Annotated in this window: 12 protein-coding genes; 2 read left to right on the top strand and 10 right to left on the bottom strand. The window is 68.3% G+C overall.

The features are described 5' to 3' along the window. Positions 1 to 61: 61 nt before the first annotated feature. The 5 genes from N7367_RS11310 to N7367_RS11290 form a co-directional block, all read right to left on the bottom strand. Entirely contained in the window at positions 62 to 988 is a 927-nt protein-coding gene (locus tag N7367_RS11310) for a FecR domain-containing protein (protein WP_279942408.1), read from the bottom strand. Then, positions 985 to 1,494: an RNA polymerase sigma factor gene (locus tag N7367_RS11305; RefSeq protein WP_053517659.1), complete on the bottom strand. Its 510-nt coding sequence runs from the start codon at positions 1,492 to 1,494 to the stop codon at positions 985 to 987. The genes N7367_RS11310 and N7367_RS11305 overlap by 4 nt, the downstream gene beginning before the upstream one ends. A 134-nt stretch (positions 1,495 to 1,628) precedes the next feature. Further along, positions 1,629 to 1,853, bottom strand: a complete 225-nt coding sequence (locus N7367_RS11300) for a hypothetical protein (RefSeq protein ID WP_262100786.1) — start codon at positions 1,851 to 1,853, stop codon at positions 1,629 to 1,631. Further along, positions 1,850 to 2,551 (bottom strand): glutamine amidotransferase, encoded by a 702-nt coding sequence (locus N7367_RS11295; protein ID WP_279942407.1) that lies wholly within the window; start codon positions 2,549 to 2,551, stop codon positions 1,850 to 1,852. Before N7367_RS11295 ends, N7367_RS11300 begins: the two co-directional genes overlap by 4 nt. Next, positions 2,548 to 3,321, bottom strand: coding sequence for a YggS family pyridoxal phosphate-dependent enzyme (locus N7367_RS11290; RefSeq protein WP_279942406.1), 774 nt, complete (start codon positions 3,319 to 3,321; stop codon positions 2,548 to 2,550). The genes N7367_RS11295 and N7367_RS11290 overlap by 4 nt, the downstream gene beginning before the upstream one ends. Positions 3,322 to 3,397: 76 nt before the next feature. Here N7367_RS11290 and ptsJ point away from each other — a divergent pair, with 76 nt between their 5' ends. Continuing rightward, on the top strand, positions 3,398 to 4,681 hold the full coding sequence (ptsJ, locus tag N7367_RS11285; RefSeq protein ID WP_279942405.1) for a transcriptional regulator PtsJ: 1,284 nt from the start codon (positions 3,398 to 3,400) through the stop codon (positions 4,679 to 4,681). Between the two features lie 14 nt (positions 4,682 to 4,695). On the opposite strand, the gene N7367_RS11280 is transcribed toward ptsJ, so the two are convergent. From N7367_RS11280 to N7367_RS11260, 5 genes are all read right to left on the bottom strand, one after another. After that, positions 4,696 to 5,202, bottom strand: coding sequence for a hypothetical protein (locus N7367_RS11280; protein WP_180876978.1), 507 nt, complete (start codon positions 5,200 to 5,202; stop codon positions 4,696 to 4,698). Positions 5,203 to 5,283: 81 nt separating this feature from the next. Further along, positions 5,284 to 8,394 (bottom strand): error-prone DNA polymerase, encoded by a 3,111-nt coding sequence (locus N7367_RS11275; protein WP_279942404.1) that lies wholly within the window; start codon positions 8,392 to 8,394, stop codon positions 5,284 to 5,286. A 6-nt stretch (positions 8,395 to 8,400) separates the two neighbouring features. After that, complete coding sequence (locus tag N7367_RS11270; RefSeq protein ID WP_279942403.1) at positions 8,401 to 9,810, bottom strand: DNA polymerase Y family protein; 1,410 nt, start codon at positions 9,808 to 9,810, stop codon at positions 8,401 to 8,403. Positions 9,811 to 9,819: 9 nt separating this feature from the next. Beyond that, positions 9,820 to 10,434: a translesion DNA synthesis-associated protein ImuA gene (gene imuA, locus N7367_RS11265; protein ID WP_053517646.1), complete on the bottom strand. Its 615-nt coding sequence runs from the start codon at positions 10,432 to 10,434 to the stop codon at positions 9,820 to 9,822. Between the two features lie 210 nt (positions 10,435 to 10,644). Continuing rightward, on the bottom strand, positions 10,645 to 11,079 hold the full coding sequence (locus N7367_RS11260; protein ID WP_053517644.1) for a glyoxalase/bleomycin resistance/dioxygenase family protein: 435 nt from the start codon (positions 11,077 to 11,079) through the stop codon (positions 10,645 to 10,647). 334 nt (positions 11,080 to 11,413) lie between these two features. On the opposite strand from N7367_RS11260, the gene N7367_RS11255 reads away from it, so the two are divergent. After that, positions 11,414 to 14,209 (top strand): glycoside hydrolase family 3 C-terminal domain-containing protein, encoded by a 2,796-nt coding sequence (locus N7367_RS11255; RefSeq protein ID WP_111185970.1) that lies wholly within the window; start codon positions 11,414 to 11,416, stop codon positions 14,207 to 14,209. Positions 14,210 to 14,239 lie beyond the last annotated feature (30 nt).

The following is a 14,239-nucleotide window of genomic DNA, read 5'->3' as shown; positions in this document are numbered from 1 at the left end:
GGTCTCCAGGGAGTGACGCAGAGCGTCGTCAGCCTGGGAAGACGCACGGGCAGGGACGATGTCAGGGTGCATGGCCGGTGCCGTGCGTTGATGACAGCCACAGCTGCAGTCCGGGACCGATGCGCAGCACGCGGACCTGCATTTGCCGGGCGAGCTGGTCGCGGGTGCCGGTGGCGCCGGTGGCATTGCCCAGCACGGTGACCCGCTGCTGGCGCAGGCGCGCGCCCATGATCCAGGTGTGCCCACCGTCCCAGCGGTCCAGGCCCCGGGCGACATCCTCCAATGGTGCCGATACCCAGTGCAGGCGCCGCTCGCGCCAGGCGAGCATGCCTGCCGGTGCGGCCGACGGGGGGCCGGGTGTCTGGCCATCGAAGCGCAGTTGTTCGCCCTGGCTTGCCTCTCCGCTGCCGCTGCCGCTGTCCACCCGCACCTGGTGTTCGGTGACGGTCACCACGCTGCTGCCGTTCTGCACGGCGACATCGAATGCGGTGCCCAGCGCGGTGACCCTGCCATGCGGCGTGCGCACCTGGAACGGCCGGTCGGCATCGGCGGCAACCTGGAACCAGGCCTGTCCCTTGTTGAGCTGCAGCTGCCGGCGCTGCCCATCGATGCGGACGCGCACCTCGCTGCCCGGAGACAGCACGACGCGCGAACCGTCCTGCAAGGGTGTCTCGCGGATCTCGCCGACGGTGGTGCGCAGCACCAGTTCTGGCGGCGGTGCGTCCTGGCGGAGCGACAGGCCCAGCACGCACAGCAGCAGGGCGCCGATGCCCGCCTCGCGCAGGGCGCGCCGGCGGTGACGCTGCTGCTGGCGTTGCAGGCTGGGCAGGCCGGCACCGGCCTGCCACAGCTGCTGCAGGTGCAGGTACTGTGCTGCATGGCGCGGGTCTGCCTGATACCAGTGGGCGAACGCGCGCTCGTCGCGCGTACCGTCATGGCCGTCGAGCCACCAGCGTGCGGCTTCGCGTGCGATCGTGTCCTGGCTCATGGGCCGGGCACCTGTTGCAGCGCGACCAGCGCGCGCAGCAGGTGTCCATGCACGGTCTGCCGGCTGATGCCGAGCTGGCGACCGATTTCGGCCAAGGCCATCTGTTCGACCCGGGCCAGCAGGAACACCTGCCGCGAGCGCGGCGGCAGGGCGGCGATGATCGCGTCAAGGTGACGCAGTTGTTCGAGATCGAGCAGGCGTTGTTCCGGCAGGGGCGCCGGATCGGCGAGGGTGGTCAGAGAGGCTTCGTCCAGCGGGTCTTCCCGGCGGCGCTGGCGTTGCCGGTAATGGTCGGCGATCAGGTTGTGGGCGACGCGGTACAGGTAGGCGCGGCCATTGCTGAGCAGGCCACTGGCGGCGACCTTGACGACACGCAGCCAGGTCTCCTGGACGACGTCATCGGCATCGCTGCGTTGCGGGAGTTTGCGGCGGACGTGGGCGTGCAGCGGCCGGTAATGGGCGGCGCACAGATGCGCGACATCCGTCGGTTCGACAGGCGTGGACACGGGGCGGGCTACAACTGGGAAAGGGAACAGCCCGCGGCGGCAAGGGCAGCGCCTGCACCTTACAGTAAAAGAGAATCATTTGCATCCATGGTGCCGGTGCATCGAAGGCAACCGGGCCGGCAGCGCGCTCTGCGTCAGAGGTCGCGGTACTGGATCTGTGCAGCGAGCACGCGCAGGCCTTCGGCGCTGCTGGACAGGATGCGTTCTTCGCCAATGCCCTTCTGGCGTTGCAGCTGGAATCCCGCTGCGTTGGGCAGGTGCGCGGCGATGGCCTCCAGGCGTTGCAGCGCATCGGCCCCTTGGCAGTCGAAATGACCCCAGTAGGCGCCGTGACGGTGGACCAGCAGGCGGTAGTTCATCGTGCGTTCTCCGGTAGTTCCTGCAGCCAGTGGTTGAACATCGCAGTCGCGGCTGCGGCCAGCGGGGCGCCATAGCGGCGTGCCTGCGCGCGCAGATCGTTCGGGTCGATGCCCGCCTGGGCCAGCTCGAGCGTGTGGCCGATCAGCCAGCGTTCGAACTGCCGCGCGTCCAGTTCCGGGTGGCACTGCAGGGCCAGTGCATGCTTCCCGATGGAAAAGGCCTGGTGGCGGCAGGCGGGTGTGCTGGCAAGACGGTGCGCACCGTCCGGGAGTTCGAAGGCTTCGCCATGCCAATGCAGCACAGGAATGCCCTGCAATGCCAGCAGGGGAGAACGCTGGCCCTCGTCGGTCAGCAGCAGTGGCGCGAATCCGATTTCCTTGCCTCCGCTGGGCGCCACCTCCGCCCCCAGCGCACGTGCCATCAGCTGCGCACCCAGGCAGATGCCGAGGGTCGGCCGCTGCAGGTGCAGGCGCCGTTGCAACAGCGCGATGCTGTCAGCCAGGAAGGGGTAGAGCAGGCCATCGTTGACGCTGACCGGGCCTCCCAGTACGACCAGCAGATCAGTCGCTTCGGCCGCGTCAAGCGCATCGATGCCGGCCTGCAGCACGTGCAGCTGCCAGCCCTGGGCCAACAGCAGCGGCTGCAGCGTGCCGAGGTCTTCGAAGGCGATGTGTTGCAGGACGACTGCGTGCTTCATGCGGCCCCTCCACGGGTGGGCCAGTAGGCGCTGTCCGGTGTCGCGCGTGCTCCGAAGATGGCCTGGCCGACGCGGACCACGGTGGCGCCCTCCTCGATGGCGACCTCGAAGTCGCCGGACATGCCCATCGACAGCTGCGACAGGTCGATGCCGGTCGGCGCGCTGCGCTGCAGCTGGTCGCGCAGCGTGCGCAGGCGGACGAAGCAGGCGCGTACGCGTTCCACCTCCGGAGTGAAGATGGCCAGGGTCATCAATCCGCGTACGCGCAGGCGGTCGAACATGGGCAACTGCTGCACGAAAGCGTCGACGGCGCCGGGCTCCAGGCCGTACTTGCTGGGTTCGGCGGAGGTGTTGACCTGCACGAACACGTCCAGAGTGCGGTCCTCCAGCAGCAGGCGCTGCTGCAGCGCTTCGGCCACGCGCAGGCTGTCCAGCGCCTGGAATTCACTGGCGAAGCGCGCCACATGGCGGGCCTTGTTGGTCTGCAGGTGGCCGATCACCGACCAGTGCACGCCAAGGTCGGCCATCGATTCGGCCTTGCGCTGTGCCTCCTGCACCTTGTTCTCACCCAGCTCATGGCAGCCGGCAGCCACGGCCATGCGGATGCGCGCCTCATCCACGGTCTTGCTGACCGGCAGCAGGCGCACGCTCTTCGGGTCGCGGCCCGCGCGGGCACAGGCGAGCGCGATGCGCTGGCGCACCGTGAGCAGGTTGGTGGCGATCTGTTCGACGGACCGGGCGACGGGCCAGTCGGCGGCGGCAAGGGGCATGCGTGCACCTCCAATGCAGGGTGGCCAGGGTGGGATACACTGGCACAGGACAAGATTTATTTTGGCATAGGACAAAATGAAAATCACCGGGCACAGTGCCGAATCGATCTTCGAAAGCATCCGCGAGGGCATCGGCGACGGGCGGCTGACCGCCGGCAGCGTGCTGCCGCCGGTACGCGAGCTGGCCGAGCGGCTGGGCGTCAACCGCAACACGGTGGCGGCCGCGTACAAGCGGCTGGACGCGGCGGGCCTGGCCAGTACGGGGGGGCGGCGCGGTACCACGGTGCGTGGCGTGCCGGCCCCCGTCGCGCGCGAAGGCAGTCCGCCGGGGCTGGCGCTGCACGATCTGGCAGGTGGCAATCCGGACCCACGGCTGTTGCCGAGCCTGCGCCTGGCACCGGCGCCACCTCGGCTGTATGGCGTGGGTACGGTCGACCCGCGCCTGCAGCGGTTGGCACGTGCGTCGCTGGATGCCGATTGTCCGCAGGGCTACGCCCTGGAGCTGAGCCACGGTGCCGTCGATGGCATCGAACGCCTGCTGGCTGCCTGGCTGCTGCCCGGCGACCGCATCGCTGTAGAGGATCCCTGCTTCCTTGGCAGCCTCAACGTGCTCAATGCCGCTGGCCACACGCCGCTGCCCGTGGCGGTGGACACGCATGGGATGCAGGTGGCGTCGCTGCGGCGGGCGCTGGAGGCTGGCGCACGCGCGGTATTGCTGACGCCGCGCGCACACAATCCTACCGGCGCCAGCTTGGATGCGAAACGGGCGCGGGCACTGCGCCAGCTGCTGGCCGGCTACCCGCAGGTGGCGGTGCTGATCGACGATCATTACGCATTGCTCTCGCAGCAGGCCTACCACTCGGTGCTGCCCGTCGATGGCCGGCGCTGGGCACTGCTGCGCTCGCTGTCCAAGCCGTTGGGCCCGGATCTGCGCCTGGCATGGCTGGCCTGTGATGAAGAAACCGCGATACGGCTGCGCCTGCGGCTGGCAGCGGGAACCGGCTGGGTCAGCCACCTGCTGCAGGATGCGGCGGTCTCGGTGCTGGAATCAGCCCCGCAGCGGGCGAAGATCGCATCGGCCGGCGTGCGTTACCAGCAGCGGTTGCAGTCGCTGCAGATGCTGCTGCAGGCGCGGGGCGTGCAGCAGGCCGTGCCGATGGAGGGGTTGAACCTGTGGTTGCCGCTGCCGGATGACAGCCGCCCGCAGGTACTGGCGCTGGCCGCCCGCGGCTGGCATGTGCGTGCAGGCGAAGTGTTCGCAGTTTCCGCCCCCGGCCATGGCCTGCGCATCACCTGTGCGGCGCTGGGAACACCGCAGCAGCGACAGCTGGCCGATGACCTGGCGGCCGTGCTGGGATGATGAACCCGCGTCCTTCAGGGCGCGGCACTGACGCCGGGGCGCACGTAGTAGGACTGCCCGCTGTCATCCACGAACATCAACTCCGGCTTGCCCTGCCAGGAGGTGAGCATCGCGCCGGTGTTGTTCTGGTGTTTGACCATCAGGCTGGCGCCGCGGTCGGGGTTGGCGACCACCTTGAACACTTCGGTGGTGCCGGCTGCATCGTCAAGCGTCAGCAGGGCTTCGCCACCGTGGTCGGTCGTGCCGTAGCCGCCGCGTTCGGAGCCGTCCGGACCCAGCAGAACCAGGCCGGACAGGGCGCTGGCACGTGTTCCCTGCACCTGGCCGCGACTGCGCGGGTCGGGCACCGGGGCGCCCAGGATCACCCGCGCCTGACCGGCGTCATCGTGGATGACCAGGCCCCGGGCTTCGATCACCCGCTGCGGCGATTGGCTGCGATGCAGGCTCCAGGCAGTCCAGCCGGAAACGAGCAGGGCGAGGGTGGAGACCAGCAGCGTGGTCAGCGTGAGTGCACGGGGCATCGGATCGTCCTTCCTTGGATGTGCCGACGATAACGGAAGCGGGCCGCCCATGACCAGTTCGCTGTGTGATGCGGTGTGTCCTCAGTGGAAGTCGCGGCTTCGGCTGCGCAGGCCCTGCAGCAGTTCATCCAGGCAGTGCATGCGTTGCACGATCACATGCTGCACGCCATCGACACGCTCCAGGCGGCCGTCGATCTGCATCAACTGGGTATCGACCAGTACACGGTGCTGCCGGTCGGCCAGGTGCCGCCAGACCACGGCATTGACCATGCCGGTTTCATCTTCCAGGGTAAGGAAGGTGACGCCGCTGGCGGTCTGGGGACGCTGGCGCATGCGTACCAGCCCGGCGATGCGTACGCGGCGGCCATGGCCGTGGCTGGCCAGTTGTGCGGCGTCGAGGCAGCCGCGGCTGCGCAGCTGCGTGCGCAGGAATGACATGGGATGGCGACCCAGGGTAGTGCCGATGCTGCGGTAGTCGGCCTGCATGTCTTCCCACGCACTGGGCAACGGCAATGGCACGCGTGCTTCAGCGGTGGTGCGGGCCTGATCGAACAGCGGCAGGCGGTTTTCCACGCCGGAGACATCCCAGCGCGCACGATGACGATGCCCGCTGAGGCCGCGCAGCGCGCCGGCATCGGCCAGCAGGCCCTGATGGCGCCGGTCCAGGACGGTGCGCTGGCACAGATCGCCGACATCGTCGAATGGCCGTCGCGCGCGTTCGCGCATGATGGCCTGTGCCACCTGTTCGTTGCAGCCATCGACCAGGCGCAGGCCCAGCCGGATCGCCGCGGGACCCCTGCTGAAATCCAGCGTGCAGTCCCAGTCGCTGTGGCGCACGTCCACCGGCAGCACGATGATGCCGTGCCGGCGCGCATCCTGCAGCAGCTGGTCGGGGCTGTAGAACCCCAGTGGCTGGCTGTTGATCAGGCTGGCGGTGAACGCGGCCGGATGATGGCACTTCAGCCAGCAGCTGTTATAGGTCAGCAGGGCGAAGCTGGCGGCGTGGCTTTCCGGGAAGCCGTAATCGCCGAAGCCCTTGATCTGCTCGAACAGGTGCTCGCCGTATTCGCGACTGAAGCCGTTCTCCAGCATGCCGGCCAACAGCTTCTCGCGATGCGGTTCCAGCCCGCCGCGGCGCTTCCAGGCCGCCATCGAACGGCGCAGGGCATCGGCCTCGCCCGGGGTATAACCGGCCGCATCCACCGCCAGCTGCATCACCTGTTCCTGGAACAATGGCACGCCCAGCGTACGTGCGAACACGCGTTCCAGCTGCGGTGGGTAGAGCGGATTGTGTGGATCGTTCAGTGTATCAGGGCCGTGTTCGCGCAGGATCCGCCGCCGCTCCAGATAGGGATGCACCATGTCGCCCTGGATCGGACCGGGCCGCACGATCGCGACTTCGATCACCAGGTCATAGAACGTGCGCGGCTGCATGCGCGGCAGCATCGCCATCTGCGCGCGCGATTCGATCTGGAACACGCCGATGGTGTCGGCGGCGCAGATCATGTCGAAGGTCTTCGCATCCTTGGGCGGGATCGCATCCATGCGTCCTTCGTGCAGGCCATGCTGCTTCAGCATTGCCAGGCATTTGCGGATGGCGGTGAGCATGCCCAGCGCCAGGCAGTCGACCTTCATCAGGCCTGTGGCATCCAGATCGTCCTTGTCCCACTGGATGACGGTGCGGTCGGCCATCGCTGCGTTCTCCACCGGCACCAGCGTCGACAGCGGGTGTTCGGAAATCACGAAACCGCCCGGATGCTGCGACAGGTGGCGCGGGAAGTCGATCAGCTCGGCGGTCAATGACAGCAGTCGCCGCATCAGCGGCGTCTCCGGGTCGAAGCCGCGCTCGCGCAGGGTTTCCGGTAGCGGAATGTTGCCACCCCAATGGTCCATCGCCGCGCCCAGTTCATTGACCTGGTCCATCGGCAGTCCCAGCGCGCGGGCGACATCACGGATCGCACTGCGGCCGCGATAGCTGATCGCCACCGCCGTCAACGCGGCGCGTTCGCGGCCATAGCGCTTGAACACGTACTGCAGGACTTCCTCGCGCCGTTCATGCTCGAAATCGATATCGATATCCGGTGGTTCATTCCGCTCGGCGGAGATGAAGCGCTCGAACAGCAGATTGCTGCGCGCGGGGTCGATCTCGGTCACGCCCAGTACGAAGCACACCGTTGAATTGGCGGCCGAGCCGCGGCCCTGGCAGAGGATGTCCTGGCTGCGGGCGAAGCGCACGATGTCGTGCACGGTGAGGAAGTAGGAGGCATAGTTCTTCTTCTTGATCAATGCCAGCTCGTGCTCGATCTGCCTGCGCTGTGGTTCCTGGATGCCCTCCGGCCAGCGCCAGGGAATCTTTTCTTCCACCAGCTCGCGCAACCAGCTGTCCGGGTCATGACCTTCCGGCACCAGTTCACGCGGGTAGGTGTACTTCAACTGGTCCAGGGTGAAGTGGCAGCGCTCGGCGATGCGCACGGTCTCGGCCAGCAGTTCAGGGGGGTACAACCGGGCCAGCGCGGTGCGCGGGCGCAGATGGCGTTCGCCATTGGGGAACAGGCGCCAGCCGGCTTCGGCCACGCTGCAGCGGTGACGGATCGCGGTCAGCGTGTCCTGCAGCGCGCGGCGGCGGCGCACATGCATGTGCACATCGCCGCTGGCGACCAGCGGCAGGCCGTGGCGTTCGCCGAACGCCTGCAGCTGCTGCAGGCGGCGCGCGTCGTCGTGCTCATGATGCAGTTCCACCGCCAGCCACAGGCGGTCCTTGAAGGCTGCGCGCAGCAGTGGCAGATCGGTGGCGGCGGGCTGCCGGTCCAGCCACAGGCACAACAGGCCGTCGGGCAGGCCGGACAGGTCATCGCGCAGGCAGCGGTACTCGCCCTTGCCGGCCCGCCGCCGGCAGGTGGTGATCAACTGGCACAACCCGGCGTAGGCAGCCTGGTCGGTGCACAGCAGCGCCAGCTTCGGTCCCTCTTCGACCTGGAACTCGGCACCGACGATGAGCGCCACGCCCTGTGTCTTCGCTGCCTGCCAGGCGCGCACGATGCCAGCCAGCGAACACTCGTCAGTGATCGCCAGCGCGCGGTAGCCCTGGCCGCGGGCACGTGCGAACAGTTCCTCGGCGGTGGAGGCACCGCGCTGGAAGCTGAAGGCCGACAGGCAGTGCAGTTCGGCATAGCCGGGCAGCTCATCGTGCATGGTGGTTCAGCCGAACCAGCCGTGCAGCATCCACGGTGCATGTGGATCATTGCGCTCACGGAAGGCCCAGCCGCGCTGGCCGTGTGCGGTTTCCACCACGTAGTAGTCACGGCGCGCATCGGCCTGGTCCCACCAGCCTGATTCGATCCGCTCCGGCCCGGTGACGATGCGCAGCCGCGGGTCACGCAGCACCTGTGGTGTGTCCAGCAACCAGCCGGGGCGCAGCGGCCAGTACGCCGGTGGCCTGGCGGGTGCCTGGGTGCCACTGGCGCGTTCGGGGCGATGGTCGGCCTGCACGGCAAGGGGCTGCACGGCGTCATCGCCGAGCCGTGCACGCAGGCGCTCGCGCAGCTGGGTCCACGGCATCGCCTGTGCCGGGCGGGTGTCGAACAGATCGCGTGCGGCGGGCACGAAGGGTGGCAGCTGTTCGGCCTGCAGGCGCAGGGCCCGGCTGCCCGCCGGCAGCGGGAAAGCCTCCAGGCGGTTACGGGCGATCTCGAACAGCAGCGCGGCATCGCGCTCGGGTGCGAGCAGGCCGATGGTCAGCACGCTGGCAGGCAGCAGGTCGTGTTCGAAATGCAGGTCGAAACGCTGCACGCCGCCATCGCGCGAGCACAGGAAGGCCGCCAGATCCAGCAGCAGGCGTCGCAGCGGAAACAGCAGGGCCTGGCTGGATTCGATCTCGTACTCGAATTCGATGCGTGCGTCGAAACGGTCTGGTGGCTGGTAGTAGCGCAGGGGTGCGGTGGGCAGGCCACGCAGCGCGTCCAGCTGCTGAAGCACGTCCGGCGCGAAGCGACGCGCCAGGCTTTCGCGCGGCAGGTCGAACACTGCCCCCAGCGTACGCAGCCCGGAGCGGCCAAGCACGGTCACCGCATCGGCCGGCAACCCGCTGCGCGGCAAGGGCAGCTGCGCCAACAGGGCTGGCAACTGTCCTGCATCGATACCGAGGCCATCATGCACGTTGGCCAGCACCCGTGCGGCATGGGGATTGGGCGCCGCGACCAGGCGGTGACGGAATCCAAGTTCATGCAGGCCATCACGCAGGCGCCGCTCGATCGCCAGCCAATCGCCGAACAGGGCACGGCTGGCACCGATCTCCAGGACCAGGGCATGGGGAAAGTCGAGGCTGACCTGCGAACTGAAGCCGTACAGCCAGCTGGCCAGCAACTGGCGGGTGTGCAGCTCGGTGGCCGGATCGTAGTCATGCAGCTGCAGGTCCTGCACCAGTACCTGTGCGGCCGACAACAGCATGCCCGGACGCAGGCCGGCTGCACGCGCAGCAGGGCTGACGGCGCGCAGCACGCGACGCTGCGCCGGCCCCTGCAGCAGCACCAGTGGCCGCTGCGGATCCGCTTGCAGGCGCAGCACGCAATCCAGCGCCAGCTGCGGCAACAACAGGCAGGCCCAGTCCATGCGGCCGCCTCAGTGGGCGATGGCCAGTGGCAGCGGCTGTGCCGGCGGCAATCCGCCACGGCACTTCAGGACCCGGACCTGGCCGTGGTCGAGCTGCAGGCGCAGGCTGGCCGGGGACGGGTTGCGGGCTGCACGCGCCTCGCGGAACACGAAGCCCAGGCACTGGCCACTGTCGGCGGCTACCTGCAGGCGGCGCAGGGCGCGGTCGTCGGCCTGCTGTGGCCAGCACAGCACTGCCGCGCAGGCCGCCGAGCGCAGGCATTGTTCGGTGGCCCACAGCGCCTGCTTCGGCCCGGCCTGGATGATCTGCAGCTGCGCCAGATCCAGCCCGGCCGCGGCCCAGGCCGGCGCATGCGGCCGGTAAGGCGGCGCGACCAGCACGATCGGCCGCTCGCGGCGGCTCAGCTTTGCCAATGCCGGCCAGACCAGCGCCAGTTCGCCTACACCCGGCGCGCCCTGCAGCACCTCGCACAGCCCGCTGGCCGGCCATCCCCCCCCGGGCAGGCGTGCATCCAGGGCGGGGTGGCCACTGGCCAGATGGTCGCTGGCCGGGCCGTGCCGCGCCGGACCGCGCCATAGCTGGCGACCGTCCAGGAGACGGTCGAGGGCAATGACCGCACCCATCAGCCCACCGTCCGGAAACGCGTGGGGGTTGGCTGAGAGCGACAATAGTTGTCGGAAACGGCTGGCATGGAGCGAGTATCGACAGGCCGGTATCAAGGGCTGAGACCGGACATGCTACTCGCCTCGTGAGTAGAATTACTAATGAATTCGGGAGCCGCGTTTCAGGTTGCTGAAGAGCGGGCGCGGTTCATCGATCAACGTGCCCCGCACTCACCGCCCCTGCGGATCCGGGCGATGGTGCACGTACTCGACCACGGTGCCATCGGGATGTACCGCATTGAACGCCGCACCGGTCGGGACGATCTGCAGCGGGAAGATGATCTCGGCTCCGGCAGCGATCAGTTTGTCGTGATAGGGCCGGACATCGTCGACCAGCAGGGTGCCCGTGGTCGAGGTGAAGGGTGCCAGTGCGGTCTCGCTGCCTTCGATCAGCAGGAAGGCACCGACCATGGCCAGGCGCAGTCCTGCATCGGGAAACGGAAACCCGGCATCGGCGACCACACCCTGCAGCTGCTCGTAGAACGCCACACTGCGCTCCAGTTCGCCGGGAGCGACGAATACGCGGATCAGCACGCGCGGGCTGCGTTGGCTGGAGGTGTCACAGCGGTCGCGCCAGAGATGGTCGAAGTCGCGATGTACGTTCATGGGCGTGATCCGTGGCCAGGGGCTTCCATTATCGGCAGCGCCGCGCACCCCACTGATGACCGCCGGTGATGGACTGATAACCGGCGTGCAGGGGCTGGCCTGTGCCTTAGGTCCTGTTGACAGGCATGAACGCCCTCGCACAATCTTCACAGGTTGGGCCACGTGCGTGGCCCGGGCAGGCAGGTTGTCACGCCGGGAGGAGGGTCCCGCGCGCAGACCGGTCCGCCCTCCGGCCTGAGGTGTTGCCCGGCAACGCCTGTACGGCATGAACGCTGCACCCTTCGGCGGCATTTTCCCTGGACCGATTGCCTTGGCAACGGAATTACGCCCGTCGATGAAAACGTTTACAAAGCCGCTTGCCCTGTCCCTCGCCGTGTCCGCCGCCGTCATCGCGCCGGCGTGGGCCGATCCCGCCGCGTTCACCGTGTTGACCCTGGAGCAGGCGCCGCCGGCCGAAGCGATGCCGGCCCTGGCCACCCAGCTTGGATCCCTGCAGGTGGATGCCGTGAGTGTGCGGCAGGTGCAGCGCAGCATCGACCAGGTCGATCCGCTGCAGCTGCTGGCTGATGGCCTGGGCTACGAATACCGCTTCATCGCCGCCGGGAAGGACGATGGCCGGACCCAGCGCGGTCAGGCCGTGCTGACCCGGCTGCCGATCGCGGCGGAATCCGGCCCGGACCAGCCGGGGCTGAACTACCTGCGCCTGGATGACGGTCGCCACACCGTTGCGGTCTACACCGATGCCGGTGCGGGTGCCCTGCAGTTGCCGGCCCTGGTGTCGCGTTCGCGGCTGGGTGCGCCGGCGGTGCTGCTCGGCGCTGTTGCTGGCGATTCCGCCAAGGCTGCCGGTTTCGATCCGGCGCGGGTGGCCCCGGAAGCCGATGCCAGCTACTTCAGCGATGGCTTCCAGGCCGCCAGCAGTGCGCCGTTCAAGGTTGAGGGCAGCGCCCTGCGCGCGACCCTGCTGACCCTGGCCTATGCCGCCGACAAGGGGGGCGATGCGCCGTGGATGGACACCACCCTCAACGCCGACGCCCGCGCTGCGCTGCTGCTGAAGGCGATGACCGAGGATGAGAAATTCCAGATGCTGCACAGCTACTTCGGGCTGGGCAAGGACGGCGGCCCGCTGCCGGACGGCGCGGTCGGTTCGGCCGGTTTCGTGCCGGGCGTGCCACGCCTGGGCATTCCCTCGCAGCAGTCGGCCGACGCAGGCGTCGGTGTGACCAACCCCGGCGGCATCCGGCCCGGCGACTTCGCCACCGCCATGCCCTCCGGCCCGTCCACCGCATCGAGCTGGAACCGCGAAGTGGCTTTCGCAGGCGGCGCGACGATGGGCCGCGAGGCTTGGCAGCAGCGTTTCAACATCCTGCTTTCCGGCAGCGTCAACCTGCAGCGCGATCCGCGCAACGGCCGCAACTTCGAGTACGCCGGCGAAGATCCGCTGCTGGCAGGCTCGATGGTCGGCGCGTTGATCCAGGGCGTGCAGAGCCAGCACGTGATCTCCTCAATGAAGCACTTCGCGCTGAACGACATGGAGACCCGCCGCAACTTCCATGACGTACGCATCGGCGAACAGGCCATGCACGAGTCCGACCTGCTGGCCTTCGAGATCGCGCTGGAGACCGGCCGCCCGGGCGTGGCGATGTGCTCGTACAACAAGATCAACGGTACCTACGGCTGCGAGAACGGCTACCTGATGAACCAGGTGCTGAAGCAGGAATGGAAGTTCCCCGGTTTCGTGATGTCCGACTGGGGTGGCGTGCACAGTGGCTCGAAGGCGGCGCTGGCCGGCCTGGACCAGCAGTCGGCCGGTGAAGTGTTCGACGCGGCGGTGTTCTTCGACGAGCCGCTGCGCCTGGCCGTGCACGGCGGCGTGGTGCCGCAGGCGCGCCTGAACGACATGGTGGCGCGCATCCTGCGCACGATGTTCCTGCACGGCAACTTCGACAACCCGCCGCAGCACCAGAAGGTTGATGCCGAGGCCGGTTTTGCCGTGGCACAGCGCACGGTGGAAGAGGGCAGCGTGCTGCTGCGCAATGAAGGCAACCTGTTGCCGCTGGCCGACAGCGTGAAGCGCATCGTCATCATCGGCGGCCATGCCGACAAGGGCGTGATCGGTGGTGGCGGTTCGTCGATGGTGGGCGTGACCGCCAAGGGCACCAACGCGGTGCCGGGCGTGATGCCGACCACCTGGCCGGGCCCGGTGATGTTCCATCCGTCCTCGCCACTGGAGGCGCTGCGTGCAGCGCGCCCGGACGCCACCATCGCGTATGTGGACGGCAACAATGCCGCGGCTGCAGCCAAGGCCGCCGCACAGGCGGATGTCGCCATCGTGTTCGCCACGCAGTGGGCCGCCGAATCGGTGGATCTGCCGGACATGCAGCTGCCGGACAACCAGGATGCGCTGATTTCGGCGGTGGCCAAGGCCAACCCGAAGACCGTGCTGGTGCTGGAAACCAACGGCCCGGTGCGCACGCCGTGGCTGGCGCAGGTGCCGGCGATGCTGCAGGCCTGGTATCCCGGCATCCGCGGTGGCGAGGGTATCGCCGCACTGCTGACCGGCCAGGCCAATCCATCCGGCCGCCTGCCGGTGACCTGGGTGACGGACGAGTCGCAGCTGCCGCGCCCGCATATCGATGGCCTGGGCTTCAAGCCGGCCAAACCGTTCGGTGATGTGTTCGATTTCGATATCGAAGGCGCCAACGTCGGCTACAAGTGGATGGCCGCCAAGGGCCTGACTCCGACCTTCGCCTTCGGCCATGGCCTGTCCTACACCTCCTTTGCCTACGACAACCTGAAGGTGAGCGTGGAAGGTTCGCGCCTGGTCGCCAGCGTGGACATCCGCAACACCGGCAAGCGCGCCGGTGCCGACGTGGCCCAGCTGTACCTGAAGCTGCCGGCGGGCAGCAGCACGCCGATCCGGCTGATCGGCTACGACAAGGTGCAGTTGCAGCCGGGTGAGCAGCGCCGCATCCGTATCGAAGCCGAGCCGAAGACCCTGGCCCACTACGATGCGCAGGCCCGCCAGTGGAAGATTGAAGGTGGCACCTACCAGGTGCAGCTGTCGCGCAATGCCGCCGAACCGCTGCAGAGCGCGGACGTGCAGCTGGTGGAGCAGGTGCTGCGCTGACACCGCGTGGTACTCACGCTTGCAGACACG

This window comes from Stenotrophomonas sp. GD04145 (assembly GCF_029835135.1).
GTDB lineage: Bacteria > Pseudomonadota > Gammaproteobacteria > Xanthomonadales > Xanthomonadaceae > Stenotrophomonas > Stenotrophomonas maltophilia_P.
Note: the sequence above shows the minus strand (reverse complement) of the source record. Positions and strands in the feature narration are given on the sequence as shown.